The 25,790-nt window shown below is 60.4% G+C and carries 39 protein-coding genes and 1 pseudogene; 9 read left to right on the top strand and 31 right to left on the bottom strand.

Features of this window, described 5'->3' with window-relative positions:
- Positions 1–180: 180 nt before the first annotated feature.
- The 7 genes from ASE60_RS31775 (at position 181) to ASE60_RS31745 (ending at position 5,223) form a co-directional block, all read left to right on the top strand.
- A complete protein-coding gene (locus ASE60_RS31775) occupies positions 181–621 on the top strand; it encodes a YaiI/YqxD family protein (protein ID WP_057255596.1) in 441 nt (146 codons plus the stop codon).
- Positions 622–664: 43 nt separating this feature from the next.
- On the top strand, positions 665–1,315 hold the full coding sequence (locus tag ASE60_RS31770; protein WP_057255595.1) for a DUF1345 domain-containing protein: 651 nt from the start codon (positions 665–667) through the stop codon (positions 1,313–1,315).
- Between the two features lie 24 nt (positions 1,316–1,339).
- The gene (gene fghA, locus ASE60_RS31765) at positions 1,340–2,173 is read left to right on the top strand and encodes an S-formylglutathione hydrolase (protein WP_057255594.1); all 834 of its coding nucleotides are present in this window, start codon (positions 1,340–1,342) and stop codon (positions 2,171–2,173) included.
- A 24-nt stretch (positions 2,174–2,197) separates the two neighbouring features.
- Positions 2,198–2,575 carry a fluoride efflux transporter CrcB gene (gene crcB, locus ASE60_RS31760; RefSeq protein WP_057255593.1) on the top strand — a complete coding sequence of 126 codons (378 nt, stop codon included), beginning with the start codon at positions 2,198–2,200 and terminating at the stop codon, positions 2,573–2,575.
- Between the two features lie 212 nt (positions 2,576–2,787).
- On the top strand, positions 2,788–3,780 hold the full coding sequence (locus tag ASE60_RS31755; protein WP_057255592.1) for an RluA family pseudouridine synthase: 993 nt from the start codon (positions 2,788–2,790) through the stop codon (positions 3,778–3,780).
- Positions 3,780–4,445 carry an HAD-IA family hydrolase gene (locus ASE60_RS31750; protein WP_057255591.1) on the top strand — a complete coding sequence of 222 codons (666 nt, stop codon included), beginning with the start codon at positions 3,780–3,782 and terminating at the stop codon, positions 4,443–4,445. The genes ASE60_RS31755 and ASE60_RS31750 overlap by 1 nt, the downstream gene beginning before the upstream one ends.
- Entirely contained in the window at positions 4,438–5,223 is a 786-nt protein-coding gene (locus ASE60_RS31745; RefSeq protein WP_057255590.1) for an ATP12 family chaperone protein, read from the top strand. The genes ASE60_RS31750 and ASE60_RS31745 overlap by 8 nt, the downstream gene beginning before the upstream one ends.
- Before the next feature lie 146 nt (positions 5,224–5,369).
- On the opposite strand, the gene sugE is transcribed toward ASE60_RS31745, so the two are convergent.
- The 3 genes from sugE to ASE60_RS31730 form a co-directional block, all read right to left on the bottom strand.
- Positions 5,370–5,684 (bottom strand): quaternary ammonium compound efflux SMR transporter SugE, encoded by a 315-nt coding sequence (gene sugE / locus ASE60_RS31740; protein ID WP_034795623.1) that lies wholly within the window; start codon positions 5,682–5,684, stop codon positions 5,370–5,372.
- A gap of 251 nt (positions 5,685–5,935) precedes the next feature.
- Positions 5,936–7,249, bottom strand: a complete 1,314-nt coding sequence (locus tag ASE60_RS31735; RefSeq protein ID WP_057255589.1) for a replication-associated recombination protein A — start codon at positions 7,247–7,249, stop codon at positions 5,936–5,938.
- The gene (locus tag ASE60_RS31730; RefSeq protein ID WP_057255588.1) at positions 7,246–8,643 is read right to left on the bottom strand and encodes a DegQ family serine endoprotease; all 1,398 of its coding nucleotides are present in this window, start codon (positions 8,641–8,643) and stop codon (positions 7,246–7,248) included. Before ASE60_RS31730 ends, ASE60_RS31735 begins: the two co-directional genes overlap by 4 nt.
- A gap of 199 nt (positions 8,644–8,842) precedes the next feature.
- On the opposite strand from ASE60_RS31730, the gene msrP reads away from it, so the two are divergent.
- A complete protein-coding gene (gene msrP, locus ASE60_RS31725; protein WP_057255587.1) occupies positions 8,843–9,784 on the top strand; it encodes a protein-methionine-sulfoxide reductase catalytic subunit MsrP in 942 nt (313 codons plus the stop codon).
- 2 nt (positions 9,785–9,786) lie between these two features.
- Positions 9,787–10,440 (top strand): protein-methionine-sulfoxide reductase heme-binding subunit MsrQ, encoded by a 654-nt coding sequence (gene msrQ / locus ASE60_RS31720; protein WP_057255586.1) that lies wholly within the window; start codon positions 9,787–9,789, stop codon positions 10,438–10,440.
- A gap of 141 nt (positions 10,441–10,581) precedes the next feature.
- Here msrQ and rplQ read toward each other — a convergent pair whose 3' ends face one another.
- The 28 genes and pseudogenes from rplQ to ASE60_RS34285 all read right to left on the bottom strand — a co-directional run.
- Positions 10,582–11,007 carry a 50S ribosomal protein L17 gene (gene rplQ, locus ASE60_RS31715; RefSeq protein WP_057255585.1) on the bottom strand — a complete coding sequence of 142 codons (426 nt, stop codon included), beginning with the start codon at positions 11,005–11,007 and terminating at the stop codon, positions 10,582–10,584.
- A 44-nt stretch (positions 11,008–11,051) separates the two neighbouring features.
- Positions 11,052–12,062, bottom strand: coding sequence for a DNA-directed RNA polymerase subunit alpha (locus ASE60_RS31710; protein WP_034795592.1), 1,011 nt, complete (start codon positions 12,060–12,062; stop codon positions 11,052–11,054).
- 103 nt (positions 12,063–12,165) lie between these two features.
- The gene (rpsK, locus tag ASE60_RS31705; protein WP_003536496.1) at positions 12,166–12,555 is read right to left on the bottom strand and encodes a 30S ribosomal protein S11; all 390 of its coding nucleotides are present in this window, start codon (positions 12,553–12,555) and stop codon (positions 12,166–12,168) included.
- Positions 12,556–12,781: 226 nt separating this feature from the next.
- The gene (gene rpsM, locus ASE60_RS31700; RefSeq protein ID WP_034795586.1) at positions 12,782–13,150 is read right to left on the bottom strand and encodes a 30S ribosomal protein S13; all 369 of its coding nucleotides are present in this window, start codon (positions 13,148–13,150) and stop codon (positions 12,782–12,784) included.
- Positions 13,151–13,382: 232 nt separating this feature from the next.
- Entirely contained in the window at positions 13,383–13,961 is a 579-nt protein-coding gene (locus tag ASE60_RS31695; RefSeq protein WP_057255584.1) for an adenylate kinase, read from the bottom strand.
- The gene (secY, locus tag ASE60_RS31690; RefSeq protein WP_057255583.1) at positions 13,958–15,298 is read right to left on the bottom strand and encodes a preprotein translocase subunit SecY; all 1,341 of its coding nucleotides are present in this window, start codon (positions 15,296–15,298) and stop codon (positions 13,958–13,960) included. Before secY ends, ASE60_RS31695 begins: the two co-directional genes overlap by 4 nt.
- Positions 15,299–15,533: 235 nt before the next feature.
- Complete coding sequence (gene rplO, locus ASE60_RS31685; RefSeq protein WP_057255582.1) at positions 15,534–16,004, bottom strand: 50S ribosomal protein L15; 471 nt, start codon at positions 16,002–16,004, stop codon at positions 15,534–15,536.
- A 12-nt stretch (positions 16,005–16,016) separates the two neighbouring features.
- Positions 16,017–16,220, bottom strand: coding sequence for a 50S ribosomal protein L30 (gene rpmD / locus ASE60_RS31680; protein WP_057255581.1), 204 nt, complete (start codon positions 16,218–16,220; stop codon positions 16,017–16,019).
- Positions 16,221–16,232: 12 nt separating this feature from the next.
- Entirely contained in the window at positions 16,233–16,802 is a 570-nt protein-coding gene (gene rpsE / locus ASE60_RS31675) for a 30S ribosomal protein S5 (RefSeq protein WP_057255580.1), read from the bottom strand.
- Between the two features lie 128 nt (positions 16,803–16,930).
- Positions 16,931–17,293 (bottom strand): 50S ribosomal protein L18, encoded by a 363-nt coding sequence (gene rplR, locus ASE60_RS31670; RefSeq protein WP_025426679.1) that lies wholly within the window; start codon positions 17,291–17,293, stop codon positions 16,931–16,933.
- Positions 17,294–17,305: 12 nt separating this feature from the next.
- Positions 17,306–17,839 (bottom strand): 50S ribosomal protein L6, encoded by a 534-nt coding sequence (gene rplF, locus ASE60_RS31665; protein WP_057255579.1) that lies wholly within the window; start codon positions 17,837–17,839, stop codon positions 17,306–17,308.
- Between the two features lie 40 nt (positions 17,840–17,879).
- Positions 17,880–18,278, bottom strand: a complete 399-nt coding sequence (gene rpsH / locus ASE60_RS31660) for a 30S ribosomal protein S8 (protein WP_025426677.1) — start codon at positions 18,276–18,278, stop codon at positions 17,880–17,882.
- Positions 18,279–18,290: 12 nt separating this feature from the next.
- The gene (gene rpsN / locus ASE60_RS31655) at positions 18,291–18,596 is read right to left on the bottom strand and encodes a 30S ribosomal protein S14 (protein WP_057255578.1); all 306 of its coding nucleotides are present in this window, start codon (positions 18,594–18,596) and stop codon (positions 18,291–18,293) included.
- A gap of 34 nt (positions 18,597–18,630) precedes the next feature.
- Positions 18,631–19,188 carry a 50S ribosomal protein L5 gene (gene rplE / locus ASE60_RS31650; protein WP_057255577.1) on the bottom strand — a complete coding sequence of 186 codons (558 nt, stop codon included), beginning with the start codon at positions 19,186–19,188 and terminating at the stop codon, positions 18,631–18,633.
- The gene (gene rplX / locus ASE60_RS31645) at positions 19,181–19,492 is read right to left on the bottom strand and encodes a 50S ribosomal protein L24 (protein ID WP_025426674.1); all 312 of its coding nucleotides are present in this window, start codon (positions 19,490–19,492) and stop codon (positions 19,181–19,183) included. Before rplX ends, rplE begins: the two co-directional genes overlap by 8 nt.
- Positions 19,493–19,506: 14 nt before the next feature.
- A complete protein-coding gene (rplN, locus tag ASE60_RS31640) occupies positions 19,507–19,875 on the bottom strand; it encodes a 50S ribosomal protein L14 (RefSeq protein ID WP_034795548.1) in 369 nt (122 codons plus the stop codon).
- A gap of 178 nt (positions 19,876–20,053) precedes the next feature.
- Positions 20,054–20,290 carry a 30S ribosomal protein S17 gene (rpsQ, locus tag ASE60_RS31635; RefSeq protein WP_057255576.1) on the bottom strand — a complete coding sequence of 79 codons (237 nt, stop codon included), beginning with the start codon at positions 20,288–20,290 and terminating at the stop codon, positions 20,054–20,056.
- A 12-nt stretch (positions 20,291–20,302) separates the two neighbouring features.
- The gene (gene rpmC / locus ASE60_RS31630) at positions 20,303–20,503 is read right to left on the bottom strand and encodes a 50S ribosomal protein L29 (RefSeq protein WP_057255575.1); all 201 of its coding nucleotides are present in this window, start codon (positions 20,501–20,503) and stop codon (positions 20,303–20,305) included.
- 11 nt (positions 20,504–20,514) lie between these two features.
- Positions 20,515–20,928 carry a 50S ribosomal protein L16 gene (rplP, locus tag ASE60_RS31625; protein WP_011975175.1) on the bottom strand — a complete coding sequence of 138 codons (414 nt, stop codon included), beginning with the start codon at positions 20,926–20,928 and terminating at the stop codon, positions 20,515–20,517.
- 38 nt (positions 20,929–20,966) lie between these two features.
- Positions 20,967–21,701 carry a 30S ribosomal protein S3 gene (rpsC, locus tag ASE60_RS31620; protein WP_057255574.1) on the bottom strand — a complete coding sequence of 245 codons (735 nt, stop codon included), beginning with the start codon at positions 21,699–21,701 and terminating at the stop codon, positions 20,967–20,969.
- A complete protein-coding gene (rplV, locus tag ASE60_RS31615; protein ID WP_057255573.1) occupies positions 21,701–22,090 on the bottom strand; it encodes a 50S ribosomal protein L22 in 390 nt (129 codons plus the stop codon). Before rplV ends, rpsC begins: the two co-directional genes overlap by 1 nt.
- 2 nt (positions 22,091–22,092) lie before the next feature.
- Positions 22,093–22,371, bottom strand: coding sequence for a 30S ribosomal protein S19 (gene rpsS / locus ASE60_RS31610; protein ID WP_018239488.1), 279 nt, complete (start codon positions 22,369–22,371; stop codon positions 22,093–22,095).
- Between the two features lie 15 nt (positions 22,372–22,386).
- Positions 22,387–23,223, bottom strand: a complete 837-nt coding sequence (rplB, locus tag ASE60_RS31605) for a 50S ribosomal protein L2 (protein ID WP_057255572.1) — start codon at positions 23,221–23,223, stop codon at positions 22,387–22,389.
- A gap of 43 nt (positions 23,224–23,266) precedes the next feature.
- Complete coding sequence (locus tag ASE60_RS31600; protein WP_057255571.1) at positions 23,267–23,560, bottom strand: 50S ribosomal protein L23; 294 nt, start codon at positions 23,558–23,560, stop codon at positions 23,267–23,269.
- On the bottom strand, positions 23,557–24,177 hold the full coding sequence (rplD, locus tag ASE60_RS31595; protein ID WP_057255570.1) for a 50S ribosomal protein L4: 621 nt from the start codon (positions 24,175–24,177) through the stop codon (positions 23,557–23,559). The genes ASE60_RS31600 and rplD overlap by 4 nt, the downstream gene beginning before the upstream one ends.
- Positions 24,178–24,189: 12 nt before the next feature.
- Complete coding sequence (gene rplC / locus ASE60_RS31590; RefSeq protein WP_057255569.1) at positions 24,190–24,876, bottom strand: 50S ribosomal protein L3; 687 nt, start codon at positions 24,874–24,876, stop codon at positions 24,190–24,192.
- 138 nt (positions 24,877–25,014) lie between these two features.
- Complete coding sequence (rpsJ, locus tag ASE60_RS31585; RefSeq protein ID WP_003507767.1) at positions 25,015–25,323, bottom strand: 30S ribosomal protein S10; 309 nt, start codon at positions 25,321–25,323, stop codon at positions 25,015–25,017.
- Between the two features lie 320 nt (positions 25,324–25,643).
- Positions 25,644–25,790: pseudogene (locus tag ASE60_RS34285) on the bottom strand (hypothetical protein); the annotation flags it as partial.

Genomic DNA, 25,790 nt, shown 5'->3' with positions numbered 1-25,790 from the left:
CAATTCCGGGAAAATCGCTTCGCACTTTTCCTGGAATTGCTTCACAACCTGAACGACGCAATTCCGGACCGAAAACCGCTTCGCACTTTTCCTGGAATTGCTTCACAATCCGATTCAGAACGGCGTCGGAGTCGATTGATTTCCGGCGCCTTTTCAGTCCCGTTGAGAAACTGATACAAGATGATCTATGTCGATGCCGATGCCTGCCCGGTGAAGTCGGAAATTCTGAAGGTGGCCGAACGCCATGGAATAGAGGTGACTTTCGTCGCCAATTCCGGCCTGCGCCCCTCGCGCGATCCGATGGTGCACAACGTCATCGTCTCGGCGGGTTTCGATGCGGCCGACAACTGGATTGCGGAACGGGCGCATGAGGGCGATATCGTCGTCACCGCCGACGTACCGCTGGCCGTGCGTTGCGTTGCCGCCGGGGCGTTGGTTACCGGCCCTTCCGGACGCATCTTCGACAAGGGCAATATCGGCATGGCTTCGGCGATGCGCGATCTTGGGCAGCATTTGCGTGAAACCGGCGAGAGCAAGGGCTACAACGCCGCCTTCACGCCGCGCGATCGATCCGCCTTCCTCGAAACGCTTGACCGACTCGCACGGCAGGCGAAAAAGTGACGGTGCGGCAGCCGCTTCCGCTGCAGATCGCAGGGGTATCTGGATGACAGCGACGACGACGAGGCTCAGGCACTGGCCCTTCTACACTGCCATTCTATGCGCGCTAGCAAGCGTGCCCGTCCTCTGGTTCGTTGCGCGACGCTTCGCACTTGAAGGCGCTGCGATCACCTTCTTCTGCGTCTATCTCGTCATGTGCTGGCGGCGATTGCGGATGATGACCGGGCGGCACCTGAAGACCCATGCCAGAAACACCGACGAGCCCGAGTTCGTTATCCTCCTCGTGACATTCGGTGCGGCTGCGAGCTCGCTCATCTCGCTGTTCTTTGCGCTCAACGGCGAGAAGGCGGGATCAGCGCTGGCTCTCGGCCTCGCCTTTGCCTCGGTCGTGCTCGGCTGGGCGACGATCCATATGATGGCCGCGATGCATTATGCGCACATATACTGGGTGCCTTCCGCGGATGCGCAAACGCCGGAGCCGGCACGCGGCCTCGACTTTCCCGAGACACCCGAGCCCGGCGGTTTTGATTTCCTCTACTTTTCCTTCGTCATCGGCATGACCGCGCAGACCTCGGATGTCGCCATCACCACAACAGCCATGCGGCGCATCAATCTGATGCACGCCATCGTTTCTTTCTTCTTCAACACCGTGCTCGTCGCCGCCGCCGTCAACGCGGCCGTGCAGCTTGCCGGTTGAGCAGCATTATCCAAGGAGCAGTCCATGAAAGTCCTTTCGCAGAACACCGCTTTCGGCGGCATGCAGGGCGTCTTTTCGCACGAGTCCGAGGCTTGCAAGGGCGAGATGACCTTTGCCGTCTTCGTGCCGCCGCAGGCGATCAAGGAACCGAAACCAGTGCTCTGGTACTTGTCCGGCCTCACCTGCACGCACGCGAACGTCATGGAGAAAGGCGAATACCGGCGCATGGCCGCCGAGCTCGGGCTTATCATCGTTTGCCCCGACACGAGCCCGCGCGGCGCCGACGTGCCGGACGAACTGACAAACTGGCAGATGGGCAAAGGCGCGGGTTTCTATGTCGACGCCACCGAGAAGCCCTGGGCCGAGCACTACCAGATGTACAGCTACATCACCGAAGAACTGCCCGCTTTCGTCAGCCAGCACTTCCGCATGGACATGAGCCGCCAGGGCATTTTCGGCCATTCCATGGGCGGCCACGGCGCCATGACCATTGCGCTCAAACACCCGGATCGCTTCAAGAGCTGCTCGGCTTTCGCGCCGATCGTCGAGCCCTCGACCGCCGACTGGTCGGTCGGCGCCTTCGAAAAGTATCTCGGCACAGACCGCGCCGCCTGGCGCCAATATGATGCCTGCGCCCTCGTCAAGGACGGTGCGCGCTTCCCGGAATTTCTGATCGACCAGGGCAAGGCGGACAGCTTTCTCGAAAACGGCCTGCGCCCGTGGCTGTTCGAGGATGCGGTCAAGGGAACCGGCATCGATCTGACGCTCCGCATGCATGAGCGCTACGACCACTCCTACTACTTCATCTCCACCTTCATGGACGATCACCTGAAGTGGCATGCCGAACGGCTGGCCTAGGCCGATTTTGTCCCGGAGCGATTGATGACCCACCTCCTTCTCGTTGGAGCCGGCGGCGCGATCGGCTCGATCTTGCGCTACCTTGTCGGCCTCTGGACCGTCCATCGCTTCGGGGCGGGCTTCCCGTGGGGCACACTCGGCGTCAATATCACCGGCTCGTTCCTGATCGGCGTGCTGGCAGAGGTGATCATGCGCAAGTTCGGCGCATCGCCTGAAATGCGCGTGTTCCTCATTACCGGGGTTCTCGGCGGCTACACCACCTTTTCCGCCTTTTCGCTGGATGCGATCACGCTCTTCGAGCGTGGTGATGTCATGCTTTCCGTCATCTATGTCGTTGCCAGCGTCGCGCTTTCGCTCCTTGCGGTCTTCAGCGGGCTGGCTCTGATGCGCGCAATAGTCTAAAGGCTGCTTCTACGAGCGCTGCGTAGCCTGAGGGAAACGCGGTGCGTTGCTGCATTGCTCTTCAACCGTCATCGCTTCAGGGGCATTGTCATGCAGCCGTTAAAGGATTGCGGCAGCCCTTGCGCACCTGAAGCGTTTTCTTGCGTCCATCCCAACGTAAGAGCTTCAGATTGACGCGCGACGCTGCAGGAACAGAAAGCAGGTTCGCTCAAATGGCAGGCATAGAACACAGGCAAGTGGACGGTGACGAGGCAGGCATGCGCCTTGACCGCTGGTTCAAGGTGCATTTTCCGGGGCTGGGTTTCGGTCCGCTGCAGAAGCTTTTGCGTTCGGGCCAGATCCGTGTCGACGGCGGCCGCGTCAAGTCCGACACGCGCCTACAGCCGGGCCAGACGGTGCGCATCCCTCCCCTTGGCGTCGATGCGAAGGAGACGAAGACAGGCCCGATCGCCGGCCGCGACCTTCGCCACTCGCCCGACGGAGAATTGCTGTCGCGCATGGTTTTGCATGAGGACGCGAAGGTGATCGTGCTGAACAAGCCGGCCGGGCTTGCCGTGCAAGGCGGCTCCGGCGTCAACCGTCACATCGACAAGATGCTCGAGGCCTGGACCAATCAGCGTGGCGAAAAGCCCCGTCTGGTGCACCGCCTCGACCGTGACACCTCAGGTGTTCTGGTCATTGCCCGTACGCGTGGCGCCGCCCAGAAGCTGACGGCCGCCTTCCGAGAGCGCGACACCAAGAAGACCTATTGGGCGCTGGTGAAAGGCGTGCCGCGCAAGCGCGAAGACCGGATCTCGACCTGGCTGGTCAAAGAACAGACGCCGGACGGCGACCGCATGCGCATCGCCAAGCATGGCGAGGACGGTGCCGACCACGCGATTTCCTACTACCGAATTCGTGAGCAAGCGGCACAGAACCTCGCCTGGCTCGAGATGGAGCCCTATACCGGCCGTACCCATCAGTTGCGCGTGCATGCCTTGCATATCGGTCACCCGATCCTCGGCGACCCGAAGTATTTCGACGCCGATATCAACTGGAGCCTGCCCGGCGGCATGCAGAACCGTCTGCATCTGCACGCGCGCCATATCGATATCCCGCATCCGGACGGCGGTCGCCTGCGCGTGACCGCGCCGCTGCCGCCGCACATGGTCCAAAGCTGGAACCTACTGGGCTTTGAAGAGAACGAGCCGGGCGAGGACGACTGATGAAACTGGCGCTTTTCGATTGCGACGGGACGCTGGTCGATAGCGGCGGGCTGATCCATGAGGTGATGGCCCGCACCTTCGAGGCGTTCGATCGCGAGCGCCCGCCGCTTTCAGCAACCAAGGGCATCATCGGCCTGACACTCGACATCGCCATTGCCCGCCTGCTTGGCCGCGAGCACGTCGACGACCTGGCGCTGGCGATGACTGCGCACTACAAGTCGATCTTCGCGGGCGTGCGCAGCGAAGCCGGCTTCCAGGAGCTTTTGTTTCCGGGCATCGCCGACATGATGCAGACGCTCTCGTCGCGGGACGCGCTGCTGATCGGCGCCGTCACCGGCAAGTCTCGGCGCGGCCTCACCCACATCTCCGAAACCCACGGTTTCGACAGGATTTTCTTCGTTTCGCGCACCGCCGACGACTGCCCCTCCAAGCCGCACCCGGCAATGGTGACGGAATGCTGCTCGGAAGCCGGCATCGACGCGAAGGATACGGTCGTCATCGGCGACGCGATCTACGACATGCAAATGGCCAAGGCCGCGGGAGCCGCCGCCATCGGCGTTGCCTGGGGCTATGCGTCCGTTCCCGATCTCATCGAGGCGGGTGCGGATTTCGTTGCCCAGACGCCGGCAGACATCATTGAATGGATGGAACACAATCATGCCTGATATTCGCGACGAACTCAGCGGTGCGATGAGCCACGAAGATCCGGTCCGCCGCGCACAAATTCAGATGCTGAAGCCGCTGCCGAAGCGCTTCTACAAGGAGGTCAGCGTCGCTGCGGCGGAAGGCGACACCCACGCCGTGCTACTCGACGGCCGCACGGTGCGCACGCCAGCAAAGCAACCGCTTGCCGTGCCGACGCGCAAGCTTGCCGATATGCTGGCCGCCGAGTGGGAGGCACAGGCCGAGGTTATCGATCCCGCCCGAATGCCGGTCACCCGCATCGTCAACACGGCTCTCGATGGTGTTGCGAAAGACCAGCGCTCGGTGTTCGACGACATCCTGCGCTTCGCCGGAACCGACATGATCTGCTATCGCGCCGACAGCCCGGAAGGCTTGGTCGCACGCCAGAACGAGATCTGGAACCCGGTGCTCGATTGGGCGCGGCAAACGCTCGGCGCCCGCTTCATCCTCGCCGAAGGCGTGATCCATCAGGAGCAGCCGGAGGAAGCCCTTTCGGCCTATGCCGAGGGCCTGCGCGCTTTCGCCACTCCGCTCGGGCTCACCTGCGTTCATACGGTAACGAGCCTGACGGGTTCGGCGCTGCTGGCGCTCGCCTTCGCCTCCGGCAGACTCACGGCCGAAGAAGCCTGGACGGCCGCGCATGTCGACGAAGACTGGCAGATTGAGCACTGGGGAACCGACGAGGAAGCTTTTCGTCGCCGTGAAAACCGCTGGCAGGAAATGCTGGCGGCTGCTGCGGTTCTCGACGCCTTGCGGTAATCGGAGACAGCGAAACATCTCTGAATACGATCGCGGGCTGCGCGTCCTTCATAACGCGCAGCCCGCTTCGTTTTTTCGACGGTGGCAGCAGCTTCAAAGCAAGGTCGCTGGTGTGCTTTACGCTACGTCAGCGCGATCACGTCCCGTTAGGCAGCTAACTTCAGCCCGGCGATTCCGCTGACGATCAAGGCGATGCAGCCGAGGCGAACGAAGGTCGCCGGTTCAGCAAACAGGAAGATCCCGAGGATCACCGTGCCGACCGTACCGATACCCGTCCAAACCGCATAAGCCGTACCGAGCGGCAGAGTGCGGACCGCGAGCCCCAGCAACGCGATGCTGAGGATCATCGACCCGACGGTCAGGATCGTGGGCGTAACGCGCGTGAAGCCGTCCGTGTATTTGAGACCGATTGCCCAGCCGATTTCGAGGATGCCGGCAAGCAGAAGAAGGAACCAGGCCATGTCAAACTCCTAATACTGGAGCGAGGCCGTCCCCGCGGATGTTCGGTTTCGAATTCGCGAACCGTGCAGCCGTCTGCAATGCCGGTTCTATCTCACACTCCGGTTCCGACGGCAAGGCAGCCACGGGCAGATCAGCCTTGCACCGGTGGCAAGGCTAAGCCACCTGCCGCATTCCTTGAAGCCTTGAAAACGACGGGGTTTTCGTCCGGGCCAAGCACAAGGAAAGGCCGTCTTACAGTTTTCTGGGCATTCTAGGGAGCATTGCGCTCCCGGCGGAGTTTCGCCCACCATTCCAGCCGCTTGCGGATTTCTCGCTCGAAACCACGCTCCGGCGGATCATAGTAAGTCTGGCGCCCCATCTTTTCCGGAAAATAGTCCTGGCCGGAAAAGGCATCCGGCTCGTCGTGATCGTAGCGATAACCGTCGCCGTAGCCTTCGCCCTTCATCAGCTTGGTCGGGGCGTTGAGAATGTGCTTCGGCGGCAGCAGCGAGCCGTTCTCCTTGGCAGCGCGCATCGCCGCCTTGTAGGCGGTGTAGACCCCGTTCGACTTCGGCGCGGTCGCCAGATAGACACAGGCTTCGGCAAGCGCCAGTTCCCCCTCCGGCGAGCCCAGATAATCATAGGCGTCCTTGGCGGCATTGCAGATCACCAGGGCCTGAGGGTCGGCAAGGCCGATATCTTCAACCGCCATGCGTACAAGCCGTCGCCCGAGATAAAGAGGATCCTCGCCCGCATCGAACATGCGGCAGAGATAATAGAGCGCGGCATCCGGATCGGAACCGCGTACCGACTTGTGCAGCGCCGAGATCAGATTGTAGTGGCCGTCCTGGCCCTTGTCGTAGACCGGCGCCCGGCGCTGGACGATGTTCTGAAGCGCTGCAGCATCGAAGATCTCGTCGCGCCGCGCGGCGCGCCAGACTTCTTCCGCCAGCGTCAGCGCCGCACGGCCATCGCCATCGGCCATGCGGATCAGGCTCGCGCGTGCATCCGCATCAAGCGGCAACGCCTTGCCTTCTGCCTGCTCGGCACGGGACAGAAGCTCCTGGATGCTGTCCTCACCGTGTGGCTTGAACGTCAGCACGCGAGCGCGGGACAACAGAGCGGCGTTGAGCTCGAAGGACGGATTTTCGGTCGTGGCGCCGACGAGGATGACGGTGCCATCCTCCATCACGGGCAGGAAACTATCCTGCTGGGCACGATTGAAACGGTGGATCTCGTCGACGAACAGCAGGGTCTGCCGGCCGGACATGCGCCGCGCACGGGCCGATTCGAACACCTTCTTGAGATCGGCAACACCGGAGAAGATGGCGGAGATCTGCTCGAAGGCGAGTCCCGCCTCCCCCGAAAGCAGACGCGCGACGGTCGTCTTGCCGGTGCCTGGCGGTCCCCAGAAGATCATCGATCCGAGAGAACCCGACGCGATCATACGCGACAGCACCCCATCATCCCCGGTCAGGTGCTCCTGGCCCGTGACGTCGGCGAGCGTACGCGGGCGAAGCCGGTCGGCAAGCGGTCTTGCGGACGCCATCTCAGGAGGCTCGTGTGCTGTAAACAGATCGCTCATCGGAAGAACTGACGGATAAGTTGGCCGTCCCGCTCGATTTCGACGCGCCAGAAGGAGGCGTCGTCGCCCATCACATGCTCCAGCGTCTTGGACGTGTCGATCGCCGTGCCGTTGACAGAGCGCACGATGTCCTTCGGCTCAAGGCCGATGCGTGCTGCCGGCGAACCGCGGTTGACCTGCATGACGACGACGCCCTGGAGCGAAGTCGACACGCGCAGTTCCTCGGCTAGACGTGGCGACAGATTGGCGACGACCGCGCCGGCGAAGGGATTGCGACCTTCGATCAGCCGTTCGTCACGCGGCGAGGTCTCCGGCGCCCGATCGAGCTTGAGCATCACCTCACGCGGCTTACCGTTTTCCGACACGGTAACGCGCGCCTCGTGGCCGATGCCGACCGTCGTCAAGCGGTAGCCGAGCGCATCAGGATGTTCGACTTCAATGCCGTTGACGGCGGTGATCACTTGCCCCGGCTTGATGCCTGCCAGTTCGGCCGGGCCACCCGCCACGACAGCCGTCACCAGCGCACCGCGGGCGCGGTTGAGGCCAAGGGCTTCGGCCACTTCCGAGGTCACCGGTTCGAAGCTTGCGCCGATGAAGGGACGGACGAAGGCGCCATTGCCGCCGTCAGCGGACGCGACGAAGACCTTTACCAGATTGGCGGGGATAGCAAAGCCGACGCCGTTCGAGCCGCCACCCTTGGAGAAGATCGCGGTGTTGATGCCGATCAATTGACCGTTCATGTCGATGAGGCCGCCGCCGGAATTGCCCGGATTGATCGCCGCATCCGTCTGGATAAAGAAGCCGAAATCCCCTGAAGAAACCTGGTTGCGCGCGAGAGCCGAGACGATGCCGCTCGTGACCGTCTGGCCGACGCCGAACGGGTTGCCGATCGCCAGCACGAGATCGCCGACTTCGACCGCATCCGAGTCGCCGAGCGGGACGATCTCGAACGGGCCTTCCGACTGGATCTTCAGCACCGCCAGGTCGAGTCGGTCATCCTTGAGCACGATCTTGCAGGGAAACTCGCGCCCGTCCGCCAGCGCCACCTTGATGTCGTCGGCGCCCTCGATGACGTGATTGTTGGTCACGACGATGCCGTTCTTGCCGACGATCACGCCGGAGCCGAGCGACGATTGCTTTTCCGAGCGGTTCGGCATGCGCTGGCCAAAGAACTCCTCAAAGAAGGGATCGCCGGAAAAGATCGAGCGGCGCTCGACCACGCGTTCGGCGTAGACGTTGACGACCGCATTTGCCGTCTGCTTGACGAGCGGCGCGAAGGAAAGCTGCATTTCGGTGCGCGACTGCGGAACCGTCTTGGCCTCCTCAGCCCATGCCGGACAGGCAAGAGACACAGCAATGACGAGCGCAACAAGCGCTCTTTGACCAACGATCATGTGAAGCATTCTCCTATTCGTCACGGCTACGTTCAGATAGGATTTCGCGCGAAAAAAGGCAAATGTTGGCGCAGGATACGCAAAGTTGCCGGCTTCACGCGCTACGCACGAAAACGTGGTTCCGCACCCCTTTCACGGTGATCGAAAGTCTGCTGAGTTCGTACAAGACAAGGCTCATAAACCACTCTCGGATAAGACCATGCCATCCTACCGTCCACCACGAATCGTTTCCTCCGAAATCACGCCGGAGAACATCTTCATCAATCGCCGCGCATTCCTGGGCGCCGCGGTCGGCGGCGTCCTTCTTGCCGGAAGCGGCACAGGTATGGCGGCGGCGCTTAGCGCACCAAAAGGCAAATACGTCGTCGACGAGGACCTGACCCCCGAAGCTGACGTCACGGGCTACAACAACTTCTATGAATTCGGGACCGGCAAGGGCGATCCGGCCGCCAATTCGAACAGCTTCAAGCCGACCCCCTGGACGGTGAAGGTCGATGGCCTCGTCGGCAAGCCGAAGGAGTTTGGGCTGGAGGAACTGCTGAAGTTCCCCATCGAGGAACGCGTCTATCGCATGCGCTGCGTCGAGGCGTGGTCGATGGTGATCCCCTGGACCGGCTTCCAGCTTTCGACCCTGCTCGACAAGGTGGAGCCGCTTGGCAGCGCCAAATATGTCTCGTTCGAAACGGTCGTTCGCCCGGCGGAGATGTCGGGCCAATCCGGCTTCTTTCAGCCGTTGCCCTGGCCCTATCGCGAAGGACTGAGGCTCGATGAAGCCCGTCACCCGCTCACTCTGCTGTCCGTCGGCGTCTACGGCAAAACGCTTCCCAACCAGAATGGCGCACCGATTCGGCTCGTCACCCCCTGGAAGTACGGCTTCAAGGGGATCAAGTCGATCGTGCGGATCTCGCTCACCGAGGCGCAGCCGCCCTCCACCTGGAACCTCTCGGCCCCCAACGAGTACGGCTTCTATGCCAACGTCAACCCGGCCGTCGATCACCCGCGCTGGAGCCAGGCGACGGAGAACCGCATCGGGGGCGGAGGCTTCTTCGGCTCCAACCGTCGCGACACTCTGCCCTTCAACGGCTATGCCGACGAGGTTGCCAGCCTCTATGCCAGCATGGATCTGAGAGCGAACTACTGACGATGGCCGGCCTGCCCACACTCCCGAAACGCTTTCATTCGGCCTCGGTCTGGGCGCTCTATGGCTTTGGCCTGATGCCGGCGGCGTTTGCCTTCTATCTCGGCGCTACCGGGCAACTGCCCGGCAATCCGGTCAAGGAATTCGAGCATCTGCTCGGGATCTGGGCGCTGCGCTTTCTCGTGGCCACGTTGGCAATCACCCCGGTCCGCGATCTCTTCGGCATCAACTGGCTACGCTACCGCCGGGCGTTAGGACTGCTGGCATTCTACTACGTGCTGATGCACTTCCTGGCCTACATGTTGCTCGATCAGGTGCTGAACGTCCCGGCGATCCTCGCCGACATCGCGCGCCGTCCGTTCATCACCATCGGCATGGCCGCTCTGGTCATGCTGATCCCGCTGGCGCTGACATCCAACACCTGGTCGATCCGCAGGCTCGGCACCCGCTGGAACACGTTGCACAGGCTCGCCTACGTGATTGCTGCCGCCGGCGCCCTGCATTTTGCCATGTCGGTGAAGGTCGTTGGCCCCGAGCAGATGCTCTATCTAGGCTTGGTCGCCGCGTTGCTTCTCTGGCGGTTGGCGCGCAAACCCTATCTCCGTCGCAAACGTCAGACGGCGAGCGCGCCGGCCAGGGCGATCCCAGGAAAAGTGTAATTTTCCCATTCGCTCGGAGCAGCCGGATACTCGGTCGCTCAAGCGCTCGACCAAGCATTGAAATGGTGCAAAGCACCGCCCATAGAAAAATGGCCGGGTGATGAACACCCGGCCATTTCGATTTCACTGCCTTCGATCGGCTTAGGCTGCTTCAGCAGCTTCAGCTTCAGCGGCAACGCGGGCGAGATCCTTCGCACCCTTTGCCGAGACGTCGCGGTCAACGAATTCGATGACGGCGAGCGCGGCGTTGTCGCCGTGACGGAAGCCGGCCTTCATGATGCGCAGGTAGCCGCCGTTGCGGGTGGCGTAGCGCGACGCGATCGTGTCGAACAGCTTCGAAACGACAGCGGCGTCGCGGATCTGCGAGATCGCCTGGCGGCGAGCGTGCAGGTCACCGCGCTTGCCGAGCGTGACGAGCTTCTCGACGATCGGGCGGATTTCCTTGGCCTTCGGCAGGGTCGTAACGATCTGCTCGTGTTCGATCAGCGAAGCTGCCATGTTGGCAAACATCGCCTTGCGGTGGCTGGCGGTTCTATTCAGCTTGCGGCCGGCTTTACCGTGGCGCATGGCTATTCTCCTTCACTTGCAGGCATCCGCCCGCAGTCTAATGGTTAGTATTGGTCTTCGTAACGCTTGGCGAGATCTTCGATGTTCTCAGGCGGCCAAGACGGCACTTCCATGCCGAGGTGCAGGCCCATGGAAGCGAGAACTTCCTTGATTTCGTTCAGCGACTTGCGACCAAAATTCGGCGTGCGGAGCATTTCTGCTTCGGTCTTCTGAATGAGGTCGCCGATGTAGACGATGTTGTCGTTCTTCAGGCAGTTGGCCGAACGGACCGAAAGTTCCAGTTCGTCGACCTTCTTGAGAAGCGCCGGGTTGAAGGCGAGTTCGGTGACTGCCTCTTCCTCTGCTTCCTTCTGCGGCTCGTCGAAGTTGACGAAAACCGACAGCTGGTCCTGAAGGATGCGGGCCGCAAAAGCGATCGCATCTTCACCGGTGACGGAACCGTCCGTCTCGATGGACATCGTCAGCTTGTCGTAGTCAAGAACCTGGCCTTCACGGGTGTTTTCCACCTTGTAGGACACCTTCTTGACCGGCGAGTACAGGCTGTCGACCGGGATCAGGCCGATCGGAGCATCTTCCGAACGGTTGCGATCAGCCGGCACGTAGCCCTTGCCGTTGTTGACGGTGAACTCCATGCGGATCTCGGCGCCCTCGTCGAGGGTGCAGATCACATGGTTCGGGTTGAGGATTTCGATATCGCCAACCGTCTGGATGTCACCGGCGGTTACAACGCCCGGACCCTGCTTGCGCACAACCATGCGCTTTGCGTCGTCGCCATCCATCTTGATGGCGATTTCCTTGATGTTGAGCACGATGTCCGTCACATCTTCCCGGACGCCCGGGATAGAGGAGAACTCGTGCAGGACGCCGTCGATCTGCACTGCGGTGACAGCAGCACCACGCAGCGACGACAGAAGCACGCGGCGAAGCGCGTTGCCGAGGGTCAGACCGAAGCCGCGCTCAAGCGGTTCCGCAACCAGCGTTGCCTTGGTGCGGCCGGAGGAGACGAACTCCACCTTGTTCGGCTTGATCAGTTCCTGCCAATTCTTCTGGATCATGTTTTCTGCCTTCCGTTCGTTGCCACCATCCAATCGTGACAACCGAGCCCCGAAGACCGGGAGAGAGCGGATGCCCCCTCACCGGCATGTTGAACGCAAATGATCAGACGCGGCGCTTCTTGCGCGGGCGGCAACCGTTGTGCGGGATCGGGGTCACATCGCGGATCGAGGTGATCATGAAGCCCGCAGCCTGCAGCGCGCGAAGAGCGGATTCACGGCCGGAACCCGGGCCGCAAACTTCGACTTCCAGCGACTTCATGCCGTGTTCCTGAGCCTTCTTGGCGCAGTCTTCAGCGGCGATCTGAGCGGCAAACGGGGTCGACTTACGCGAACCCTTGAAACCCTTGGCACCGGCAGACGACCAGGCAATCGCGTTGCCCTGTGCGTCGGTGATGGTGATCATGGTGTTGTTGAACGACGAATTGACGTGAGCAACGCCAGACGTGATGTTCTTGCGTTCGCGACGGCGAACGCGGGTGGCTTCCTTGGCCATAGGATCCCTTTCTTAGATCTCTGCACCGCCGTAATTCCAGCGGCTCCACCGGGAAAAGGATTTGTCGTCCCCTGCCCTGCATCTTCATTCTCCCGCCGAGAGGATATCCACTCCGCGGACTTCACACCCGGTCATTGGACCGGACGGCGGTCAGGCAAGCGCCTTTCCAAACTGCAAAAGGAGGCCGGCGCTTGACGCCAGCCTCCCAATCTCCCTTTTCGGGAAATTACTTCTTCTTACCGGCAATCGCCTTCGCCGGACCCTTGCGGGTGCGAGCGTTGGTGTGGGTGCGCTGACCGCGAACCGGCAGGCCACGACGGTGACGCAGGCCGCGGTAGCAGCCGAGGTCCATCAGGCGCTTGATGTTCATCGAGGTCTCGCGACGCAGGTCACCTTCGACCTGGTAGTCACGGTCGATCGTTTCGCGGATCTGCAGGACTTCAGCGTCCGTCAGCTGATGCACGCGACGATCAGCCGGGATACCGACCTTCTCGATGATTTCCTGTGCGAATTTCGGGCCGATCCCGTGAATGTAGGTCAGCGCGATAACTACGCGCTTCGCCGTCGGGATGTTGACGCCAGCGATACGTGCCACGTCTATTCTCCTTGCGTTCCAGTTGCCATCCGGCAATAGGTGCTTCGTTACGCGACCTCGAAGAGCCGCACGTTGATTGAGGTTCGAGACACGTCAAAAACGACCGTACTCGGACTTCATTTTCTTTGAAGACCGCGCCGATCGCTCTCATGTCGCGAGTTGGCGCTGTCTTTGGCGGAATCGGCCGGAAAAGTCAACTCCCCGGCGGTTCCTTTTCGGCAAAGACCAGTGTCTAAGCCAGAATCTTCTCGATCTCGGCAGTAACGGTGTTCACATCCGCCATGCCATCCACCGTTCTCAGCTGCCCCGTACCGGCATAATGCTCCGACAACGGTGCGGTCTTTTCACGATACTCGGTCAGCCGGCGCTTGAACGCCTCCGGATTGTCGTCCGAACGGACCGTGCCTCCCGCAGCGATGGTTTCCGCTACGCGATTCTCCATCCGCTTTACAAGGGCTGCCTCGTCGACCTTCAGCTCGATGACTGCGTCGAGCTTCAGACCTTTGCCCTCGAGCATCTTACCGAGCGCAATCGCCTGCGGAACGGTACGCGGGTAACCATCAAGGATGAAACCCTTTGCACAATCCGGCTGGTCGATGCGATCCGACACGATTTCGTTGACGATCTCATCGGATACCAGCTGACCGGCATCCATGACGGCCTTGGCACGCTTGCCGACCTCAGTCGCCTGGGCAACGGCCGCCCGCAGCATATCGCCTGTGGAAAGCTGCGGAATGCCGTATCTCTCCGTCAGAAGCTTGGCTTGCGTCCCCTTGCCAGCGCCCGGCGGTCCCAAAAAAATCAGTCTCATCGTCCCCTCTTTCCTCCGCGCAGCTTCGACTTCTTGATCAGCCCCTCATATTGCTGTGCGATGAGGTGGCCCTGGATCTGTGCTACCGTATCAAGGGTCACGCTGACAACAATCAAAAGCGACGTACCACCAAGGTAGAACGGCACGCCGGTCTGCGAAATCAGAACTTCCGGCAGAATGCAGACGAAGATCAGGTAGACCGCACCGATGACGGTGATGCGCGTCAGGACGTAATCGATGTATTCCGCGGTGCGCTCACCCGGACGAATGCCCGGAATGAAGCCGCCGTGCTTCTTGAGATTGTCGGCCGTGTCCTTCGGATTGAAGACGATTGCCGTGTAGAAGAAGGCGAAGAACGCAATCATCGCACCGTAGAGGATCATGTAGAGCGGCTTGCCGTGAGCAAGTGCGCCAACGATGGTGGTGGCCCAGCCCGGCAGCGCCGCCGTGTTGGCAAAGCCCGCGAGCGTTGCCGGCAAGAGCAGCAGCGAGGACGCGAAGATTGCCGGGATGACGCCCGAAGTGTTGAGCTTCAACGGTAGGTGCGAGGTGTCGCCCTGGAACATGCGGTTGCCGACCTGGCGCTTCGGATACTGGATCAGAAGTCGGCGCTGCGCCCGTTCGACAAAGACGATAAGGGCGATGACGGCAACGACCATGATGATGATCGCAAGGATCAGCGGCGTCGAAAGCGCGCCGGTGCGGCCGAGTTCGAGCGTACCGGCGAGAGCCGTCGGCAGGTGCGCGACAATACCAGCGAAGATGATCAGCGAAATGCCGTTGCCGATACCGCGCGAGGTGATCTGCTCACCGAGCCACATCAGGAACATGGTGCCGCCGAGCAGAGAAATGACCGTCGAAATGCGGAAGAACCAGCCCGGATCGTTCACAAGGCCATTGCCGCTCTCGAGGCCGACGGCGATGGCGTAAGCCTGCGCCGTGCCGAGAAGCACCGTGCCGTAGCGGGTGTACTGGTTGATGATCTTGCGTCCCTGCTCGCCTTCCTTCTTCAGCTGTTCCAGAGCCGGAACGACCGAGGTCATCAGTTGAACGATGATCGAGGCAGAGATATAGGGCATGATGCCGAGCGCGAAGATCGCCATGCGCTCAACTGCACCGCCCGAAAACATGTTGAAAAGGCCGAGAATGCCGCCGCTCTGGCCGCGGAATGCCTGGGCAAACGCTTCCGGGTTAAGACCGGGCAGCGGAATATAGGTGCCAAGACGGTAAACCAGAAGCGCACCAAGCGTGAACCAAAGCCGTTTCTTCAGATCTTCCGCCTTGGCGAAAGTCGAGAAATTCAGGTTCGAGGCGAGCTGTTCCGCTGCAGAAGCCATGCAATTCTCCGCGTACCAAATCTCGGAATCAGCGGGAACACCCGGTCCGTTCCGGAAGGAGTAACTTTTCGTATTGAAAACCGGACGCGAGGCGATTGTGTCTGCAATCGGATGCCTCACCGTGGTTTCCGCTATGTCCGCTTGCGGCAAGCGATTCGCCGGCTGCGGACGTGAGGCTCACATATGGGAGCAAAACCGCCCGGAGTGAAGCACCCCGGGCGGTTCATCAATAATATTATTCAGCAGCAGCTGCGAGCAGCTTGACCGAACCGCCGGCCTTTTCGATCTTTTCGATCGCCGACTTGGAAGCGCCAGCGACTTCGATCGAAACCTTCGCCTTCAGTTCGCCGTCAGCGAGAACGCGGACGCCGTCCTTTTCGCGACGGATGACGCCGGCAGCCTTGAGGGCAGCCGCATCGACGGTCTTCGAAGCATCGAGCTTCTTGGCGTCGATTGCCGTCTGGATACGGCCGAGCGACACGACAACAAACTCCGAAGCGAAGATGTTGTTGAAGCCGCGCTTCGGCAGACGACGGTAGATCGGCATCTGGCCGCCTTCGAAGCCGTTGATAGCAACGCCCGAACGAGCCTTCTGACCCTTGACACCGCGGCCGGCCGTCTTGCCGGAGCCCGAACCGATACCACGGCCGAGACGCTTACGGCTGTGGGTAGAGCCTTCGTTGTCCTTGATTTCATTCAGTTTCATGAGCTTATCCCCTCACTTCTCGTCGACGACGCGAACGAGGTGCTGGACGGTCCGGATCATGCCGCGAACAGACGGAGTGTCTTCGAGCGTGCGAACCCGGTGCATCTTGTTGAGGCCCAGGCCGATGAGCGTCTGACGCTGCACGGCCGGACGGCGAATGGGGCTACCGATCTGCTCGACGGTAACCGTCTTCTTGGCAACTTCTTTCTTAGCCATCTGTCAGCTCCCTTATTCTTCGGAAGCAGCGCCGGAGGAAACACGACGAGCCTGGAGCGTGGCGTACTTGATGCCGCGCTGAGCTGCGATGTCCTTCGGGTGCATCTGGTTCTTGAGGGCGTCGAAGGTTGCGCGAACCATGTTGTAGGGGTTCGACGAACCGGTCGACTTGGCGACGACGTCATGAACGCCGAGCGTTTCGAAGACGGCGCGCATCGGGCCACCGGCGATGATACCGGTACCGGCCTTGGCCGAACGCAGCAGCACCTTGCCGGCGCCGTGACGGCCATGAACGTCGTGATGCAGGGTACGACCACCACGCAGCGGGACGAAAATCAGGTCGCGCTTGGCAGCTTCCGTCGCCTTGCGGATGGCTTCCGGCACTTCGCGTGCCTTGCCATGGCCGAAGCCGACGCGGCCCTTCTGGTCGCCAACGACGACGAGAGCGGCGAAACCGAAACGACGACCGCCCTTCACCACCTTGGCGACGCGGTTGATTGCTACGAGCTTGTCGACAAATTCGCTGTCGCGCTCTTCGCGGTTCTGGCGATCTTCGCGAGAACCCTTTCTTTCTTGTGCCATTGTCCTTTTCCTTTTTCTTTTCCGGGTGCAATCGGCAGATTGACAAAAGTCGCCTCCGTCTTTCCGACTGGAAGCGACCGGAAACCACTGATCGTCCAGGGCGGACTCGAGGCCCGCCCTGTGATCGATCAGAAGTTCAGACCACCTTCACGTGCAGCTTCGGCCAAAGCCTTGATGCGGCCGTGATAGATGAAGGCGCCACGATCAAAGACAACGTCCTTGACGCCAGCCTTTACGGCGCGCTCAGCGATGAGCTTGCCGACGGCAGCAGCAGCTGCCGCGTCAGCGCCCGTCTTCAAAGACGAACGCAGATCGGTATCGAGCGTGGAGGCAGACGCAAGCGTCTTGCCGGCAACGTCATCGATAACCTGTACGTAGATGTTCTTCGACGAGCGATGAACCGACAGGCGCGGACGGCCATTGGCGACCGCCTTGATTTGACGGCGCACGCGGTTGGCGCGACGCACAAGAGTATCTTTCCTGCTAGCCATTTCGCGTGATCCTTACTTCTTCTTGCCTTCTTTGCGGACAATCCGCTCTTCGGCATACTTGACGCCCTTGCCCTTGTAGGGCTCGGGGCCACGGTATTCGCGGATTTCCGCGGCAACCTGGCCGACCTGCTGCTTGTTGATGCCGGACACGATGATTTCGGTCGGCTTCGGAACAGCAATCGTGATGCCTTCCGGCGTCTGGTAGACGACGTCGTGGCTGAAACCGAGCGCCAGTTGCAGGTTCTTGCCCTGCAGCGACGCACGATAACCAACGCCGTTGATTTCGAGCTTGCGCTCGTAACCGTCCTTGACGCCCTTCAAGATGTTCTCGATCATCGTGCGGGACATGCCCCACTTCGAACGAGCATCCTTGCTCTGGCTGAGCGGCTGTACGACAACCGCATTATCTTCGAGCTTTACCGAAACTTCGTCGTTTGCAACAAAGAACAGTTCGCCCTTCGGGCCCTTCGCCGTTACCTTCTGGCCATCAACGCTTGCCGTGACGCCTGCCGGAACCTGAACGGGCTTCTTACCGATACGAGACATTTTTATACCTGTCTGTTCGCTATGGAGAACTTGCTACGCCTTAGAAGACGGAGCAAAGAATCTCGCCACCAACATTCTGTTCGCGTGCCTGGTGATCGGCCATCACACCCTTCGGGGTCGAAAGGATGGTGATGCCGAGGCCGTTCGCGACCTGCGGAATGGACTTAACCGAGACATAAACTCGGCGGCCCGGCTTGGAAACGCGTCCGATCTCACGGATTACGGAAGCGCCTTCGTAGTACTTCAGTTCGATGTTCAGCTCGGCCTTGCCGTTGCCAAACACGACTTCAGAGTATCCACGGATGTAGCCTTCAGCCTGAAGGACATCCAGAACGCGTGCGCGGAGCTTCGAAGCCGGCGTGGAAACGCTCGACTTGCGGCGAGCCGCGCCGTTACGGATACGGGTGAGCATATCGCCCAGCGGATCAGTCATTGCCATGTGCCCGTCTCCTTACCAGCTCGACTTGACGATGCCCGGCACCTTGCCGAGATTGCCCAGTTCGCGAAGCGCAATACGCGACATACGAAGTTTACGATAGTAGGCGCGCGGACGGCCGGTGACTTCGCAGCGGTTGCGAATGCGGGTCTTGGATCCATCGCGCGGCAGACCTGCCAGCTTGATGGTTGCCTTGAACCGCTCTTCGATCGGCAGAGACTGGTTCATGATGATTGCCTTCAGCGCGGCACGCTTTGAAGCTTGCCCGGCAACCAGTTTGCGGCGGCGCTTGTTCTTTTCAACTGCGCTCGTTTTCGCCATAACAGTTATCCTTCTTTACGCTTGTCGTTACGGATTACTGACGGAACGGGAAGTTGAACTCTGTGAGCAGAGCGCGTGCTTCGTCGTCGTTAGTAGCCGTCGTGCAAACGATGATGTCCATGCCCCACATCTGATCAACCTTGTCGTAGTTGATCTCAGGGAACACAATGTGCTCCTTGACGCCCATGGCGAAGTTGCCACGGCCATCGAAGGACTTCGGATTGAGGCCACGGAAGTCGCGAACGCGCGGAAGAGCGATGTTCACGAGACGATCCAGGAACTCATACATCCGAACGCCGCGCAGGGTAACCTTGGCACCAATCGGCATGCCTTCGCGAAGCTTGAAGCCTGCGATGGAGTTGCGAGCGCGGGTGATTACCGGCTTCTGACCAGCAATCGCAGCGAGGTCGGCAGCAGCAACGGTCGGCTTCTTCGAGTCGCCCGTCGATTCGCCAACACCCATGTTGATGACGATCTTGTCGAGGCGCGGGATCTGCATTTCGTTGGCGTAGGAGAACTTCTCCTGCATCGCCTTGCGGATGCGCTCTACGTATTCCTTCTTGAGCCGCGGCTCGTAAGCGGACTTAGCCATCGATCACTACTCCCGAACGCTTGGCCACGCGGACCTTCTTGTCACCGTCGATCTTGAAACCGACGCGAGTCGGCTTGCCGTCCTTCGGATCGGCAATCGCGATGTTCGAAAGATGGATCGAGGCTTCCTTGTTGATGATGCCGGCTTCCTGGCTCTGGGTCTGGCGCTGGTGACGCTTCACCATGTTGACGCCACGCACAACAGCCCGGTCTTCCTTCGGCATAACCTGGACGACTTCGCCGGTACGGCCCTTGTCCTTACCGGTGAGAACGACAACCTTGTCGCCTTTGCGAATCTTTTGCATCTCTCTACGCTCCTTTAGAGTACTTCTGGAGCCAGCGAGATGATCTTCATGTGGTTCTTGGCGCGAAGTTCGCGCGGAACCGGTCCGAAGATACGGGTGCCGATCGGCTCTTTCTTGTTATCGATAAGAACGGCTGCGTTGGTGTCAAAGCGGATGACAGAGCCATCCGGACGGCGGATGTCCTTCGCAGTGCGAACGACAACAGCCTTCATGACATCACCCTTCTTTACGCGGCCGCGCGGAATGGCTTCCTTGATCGAAACGACAATGATGTCGCCGACCGACGCATACTTGCGCTTGGAGCCGCCCAGCACCTTGATGCACATGACACGACGTGCGCCGGAATTATCCGCCACGTCGAGGTTTGTTTGCATCTGAATCATGTCAGGTCGCCTTCTTGTTGTTACCCGGCCGGTTGGGTCGAAACCCCCTCGCCTGGCTTATAGTGCTCATCTCAAAGCAAAAGAACGCCCGGACTCGAGCGTTCCCCTGCTTCAATTGCGTGCTTCATACAGGTATTTGCCCAAGACGCAAGGGTCTTCAGGTCAAAACCTGCAGAAATCAAGCGTGGACGGCTACAACCGTCCAGCGCTTATCCTTCGAGATCGGCGCACATTCCTCAATGGAAACGACGTCACCAACCTTGAACTGGTTGTTTTCGTCGTGCGCCTTGTACTTCTTCGAGCGACGGACAGTCTTCTGGAGGATCGGGTGCGCAAAACGGCGCTCGACCCGGACGACGACGGTCTTGTCGTTCTTGTCGCTGACAACAGTGCCCTGCAGAATGCGTTTCGGCATATTTTCTGGTCCTTAGGCCTTGGCTTCTGCCGCCTTCTGGCGGGCAATGGTTTTGACGCGTGCGATGTCCTTGCGGACTTCGTTGATACGCGAAGACTTCTCGAGCTGGCCGGTTGCCTTCTGGAAGCGCAGGTTGAACTGCTCCTTCTTCAGCTTGGCAAGCTCTTCGTTGAGTTGATCGGCGCTCAGAGCGCGAACTTCTACGGCTTTCATGAGTTCACTCCTTACTCTGCGATACGCTGCACGAAGCGCGTCTTGACAGAGAGCTTGGCAGCGCCAAGACGAAGTGCCTCACGGGCAAGTTCTTCGCTGACACCATCGATCTCAAACATCATACGGCCGGGCTTGACCTTGCATGCCCAGTATTCGACCGAACCCTTACCCTTACCCATGCGGACTTCCGTCGGCTTGGCGGTTACGGGAACGTCGGGGAACACACGGATCCACACGCGGCCGGCGCGCTTCATGTGACGCGTGATCGCGCGGCGGGCCGCTTCGATCTCGCGCGCATTGACGCGGTTCGGCTCTTGAGCCTTCAGGCCGAATTCGCCGAAGGCAAGATCAGAACCGCCCTTGGCTACGCCCTTGATGCGGCCCTTGAACTGCTTGCGATACTTCGTACGCTTTGGCTGCAACATTTTTTTACTTCTCCGATATTGGCTGCCAAACGCGAGTGTTACGCGTTTTCACGACGGCGGTCACGATCGCCACGGTCGCGATCACGGCTGCCAGGGCCCTGGTTGTCACTTTCGATCGCACGGCGCTCGGAAGCCATCGGATCGTGCTCAAGGATTTCGCCCTTGAAGATCCAGACCTTGATGCCGCAGATACCGAAAGCGGTTTCCGCTTCGGCCGTGCCGTAGTCGATGTCCGCACGCAGCGTGTGCAGCGGAACGCGACCTTCGCGGTACCATTCGGTACGAGCGATTTCGGCGCCACCGAGACGACCGGCGCAGGTGATCTTGATGCCTTCGGCGCCAAGACGCATGGCCGACTGAACAGCGCGCTTCATCGCACGGCGGAAAGCCACGCGGCGCTCGAGCTGCTGGGCGATCGACTGGGCAACGAGCGTTGCGTCAACTTCCGGCTTGCGCACTTCAACGATGTTGAGGTGCGTTTCGGAGTTGGTCATCTCGGAAAGCTTCTTGCGGAGCTTTTCGATGTCAGCGCCCTTCTTGCCGATGATGAGACCCGGGCGAGCCGAGTGGATCGTGACGCGGCACTTCTTGTGCGGACGCTCGATGACCACCTTGGCGATGCCGGCAGCCTTCAGCTCTTCCATCAGGTAAGCGCGGATCTTCAGGTCTTCATGAAGCAGCTGGCCGTATTCGGCGTTGTCTGCAAACCAACGGCTATCCCAGGTCCGGTTGATACCGAGACGGAAACCGATCGGATTAATCTTCTGACCCATTATGCGGCCTCCCCTTTGGCTTCCACTTCGCGAACGACGATCGTCAAGTGCGAGAACGGCTTTTCGACGCGCGATGCACGGCCGCGACCACGGGCGTGGAAGCGCTTCATGACGATCGACTTGCCAACGTAAGCTTCTGCAACGACGAGCGAATCGACGTCGAGATCGTGGTTGTTCTCTGCGTTTGCGATGGCAGATTCAAGGGTCTTCTTGACCGTTTCTGCAATGCGCTTGCGGGAGAACTCCAGTTCGGCCAGAGCGCGGTCGACCTTCTTGCCGCGGATCATCGCGGCAACCAGGTTGAGCTTCTGGGGGCTGACGCGGATCGTGCGCGCAATTGCCTGCGCCTCATTATCCTTCAGCCGGCGTTCGGCTTTTGCCTTGCCCATTGTTACTTCCTCTTTGCCTTCTTGTCCGCGCCATGACCGTAGTAGGTCCGGGTCGGAGAGAATTCGCCAAACTTGTGACCGACCATGTCTTCATTGACGCTGACCGGAACGTGCTTGCTGCCGTTGTAGACGCCGAAGGTGAGGCCGACAAACTGCGGAAGGATCGTGGAGCGGCGGCTCCAAATCTTGATCACTTCGTTACGACCGCCTTCGCGGACCTTCTCAGCCTTCTTGAGAAGATAACCGTCAACGAACGGACCTTTCCATACTGAACGAGTCATTCGAGACTTCCTCTCTTACTTCTTCTTCTGGTGCCGCGAGCGCATGATGAACTTGTCGGTCGACTTGTTCGAGCGCGTACGCTTGCCCTTCGTGGGCTTGCCCCACGGGGTAACCGGGTGACGACCACCCGAGGTACGGCCTTCACCACCGCCGTGCGGGTGGTCAACCGGGTTCATGACGACGCCGCGAACGTGCGGACGCTTGCCGCGCCAACGCGAACGACCAGCCTTACCGTCATTGATGTTGCCGTGATCGGGGTTCGATACGGCGCCGATCGATGCGAGGCAGGAACCGTGCACGAGACGCTGTTCGCCCGAGTTCAGACGAAGGATCGCCATGCCCTGGTCGCGACCGACGAGCTGCGCGTAGGTACCGGCCGAGCGGGCCATCTGGCCGCCCTTGCCCGGCTTCATTTCCACGTTGTGGATGATGGAGCCGACCGGGATGTACTGCAGCGGCATCGTGTTGCCGGGCTTGACGTCAACGGCCTTCTCCGAAGCGATGACCTTGTCGCCGGCAGCGAGGCGCTGCGGAGCGAGGATGTAGGCCTTTTCGCCATCGGCATAGTTGACGAGCGCGATGAACGCGGTGCGGTTCGGGTCGTATTCCAGACGCTCGACCGTGCCTTCAACGTCGAACTTGCGACGCTTGAAGTCGACCAGGCGGTAGGTACGCTTGTGACCGCCGCCCTGGAAGCGAACGGTGATGCGACCGAGGTTGTTGCGACCGCCCTTGGAGGACAGGCCCTCGGTCAGCGCCTTGACCGGCTTGCCCTTGTAGAGGCCAGCCCGGTCAACGATGACCAGCTGGCGCTGGCTCGGGGTCGTCGGATTGAAACTTTTCAATGCCATTTTCTTGTTCCCTTTTGGGTTTTTACCCTAATGGGCCTATCCGTTAGAGACCGGTGGAGACGTCGATGGACTGACCGTCGGCGAGCGTAATGATCGCCTTCTTCACGTCCTTCTGCTTTCCGGCAAAGCCGCGGAAACGCTTCGTCTTGCCTTTGCGGACGAGCGTGTTCACGGCCGTAACCTTGACGCCGAACAGAGCTTCGACAGCAGCCTTGATTTCAGGCTTCGAAGCGTCCTTGGCGACGTTGAAGACGACCTGGTTCTGCTCGGAAACCAGCGTCGACTTTTCAGTGATCGAGGGAGACACGATCACGTCGTAGTGGCGAAGATCCGTCATTTGAACCGCTCCTCCAGAGCTTCCACGGCAGCCTTGGAAAGCACGAGCTTGCCACGGCGCAGAATGTCGTAAACGTTGATGCCCTGAACCGGCAGAACGTCCACGTTCGGGATGTTCTGGGCTGCGAGCTTGAAGTTGTTCTCGATCTCGGCGCCGCCGATGATGAGAGCGTTGGTGAGGCCGAGCGATGCAAATACGCCGGCGAGAGCCTTGGTCTTGGCTTCCTTGGCAACGAGATCGTCGATGACGATGATCTCTTCAGCCTTCAGCTTGGCCGACAGCGCATGACGCAGGCCGAGGGCGCGAACCTTCTTCGGCAGATCATGCTCGTGGCTGCGGACGACCGGGCCATGGGCCTTGCCACCGCCGCGGAACTGCGGAGCGCGAGCGGAGTGGTGGCGGGCGCGGCCCGTACCCTTCTGCTTGTACATCTTGGCGCCGGTGCGCGAAACTTCTGCGCGGCCCTTGGCCTTGTGCGTGCCCTGCTGCTTCTTGGCGAGCTGCCAGCGAACGACGCGGGCAATGATGTCTTCACGGGGTTCGAGGCCGAAAATGGCGTCAGAAAGGGAAACCTTTCCCGCGTCCTTGCCCTCGAGGGTTTTGACGTTGAGATCCATTACTCGGCTCCCTTACTTCGATGCTTCGGCGCGCACAGCGGCCGGGCGCGGAGCGCCTTCCGGGGTGCCCGACTTGATGGCGTCACGAACGACGATCCAGGCACCCTTGGAGCCGGGGACTGCGCCCTTGACCAGGATCAGACCGCGGTCTTCATCGGTCGATACGACTTCGAGGTTCTGGGTGGTGACGCGGGTCTGACCCATGTGACCAGCCATGCGCTTGCCCTTCCAAACGCGGCCCGGATCCTGGTTGGAACCGGTCGAACCATGCGAACGGTGCGATACGGAAACGCCGTGCGTTGCACGCAGACCACCGAAGTTGTGGCGCTTGATCGCACCAGCAAAACCCTTACCGATCGTGGTACCGGTGACGTCAACGAGCTGGCCGGCAACGAAATGGTTGGCCGTCAGTTCTGCACCGATGTCGATCAGGTTGTCCGCGGAAACGCGGAACTCGACGAGCTTCGCCTTCGGCTCGACGTTGGCAGCAGCAAAATGGCCGCGCATTGCCTTCGGCGTGTTCTTGACCTTCGAACGGCCGGCGCCCAGCTGGACAGCCACGTAGCCGTTCTTCTCTTCCGTACGCTGGGCTACCACCTGGCAGTTCTCCAGCTTCAATACTGTAACCGGGATATGCTCACCGGCGTCGTTATAGACGCGGGTCATTCCCACTTTCTGTGCAATCACACCTGAACGCATCGGTTCATTCCTCTTGAGAGTTAGTGATGGGGCGAGCCCCCTCACATCTCTGGTTTAAGGTTTCCTTGAGATCATCCGATCTTGAGGTCGCCCGTTTTCGGAAGCCGTTGGACCGGGGTCCACGTACCTTCCTTGTTATTAAAGCTTGATTTCCACGTCGACGCCGGCAGCCAGGTCGAGCTTCATCAGCGCGTCAACGGTCTGCGGGGTCGGGTCTACGATATCGAGAAGGCGCTTATGGGTGCGCATTTCGAACTGTTCACGGCTCTTCTTGTCGACGTGCGGCGAGCGGTTGACCGTAAACTTTTCAATGCGCGTCGGCAGCGGTACGGGACCGCGCACGCTTGCACCGGTACGCTTTGCCGTCGACACGATTTCGCGCGTCGAGGCGTCGAGGATCCGGTGATCAAACGCCTTGAGGCGGATGCGGATGTTCTGGCCGTTCATACGACTTATCCTTGTTCATGTTGTCTGCGGTTTCCGTGGAAAAACACGCATTGAACTTCGTTTAATGTTCGGCCAGTCCGCTAATTTTCAAAGATCGGAGGGACAGAGTTTCCCCTGCCCCTTCCTATTTGAGCGGCCGTGGCCGGCCTGTCTTTTTGTGAGCGCACAACGTCGAAGCACCGTGCAAATCACGCGTGGGCGCCATTTGCACTATTTCGTCGTCTTCGGCAAGCCGTGCGACCAACTAATTCTTTCGGGGCGGGTATGTTCGAGGCGCATAGCACATGCGCCTCGAATTTCTCCGCCCTCAGTCTCGTCGATTACTCGACGATCGAGGCAACGATGCCTGCGCCGACGGTACGGCCGCCTTCGCGGATCGCGAAGCGCAGCTTTTCTTCCATCGCGATCGGAACGATCAGCTCGACGGCAACGGTGACCGGAACGATCAGCTCGACGGCAACGGTGAC

The organism is Ensifer sp. Root278 (assembly GCF_001429285.1).
GTDB lineage: Bacteria > Pseudomonadota > Alphaproteobacteria > Rhizobiales > Rhizobiaceae > Ensifer.
Note: the sequence above shows the minus strand (reverse complement) of the source record. Positions and strands in the feature narration are given on the sequence as shown.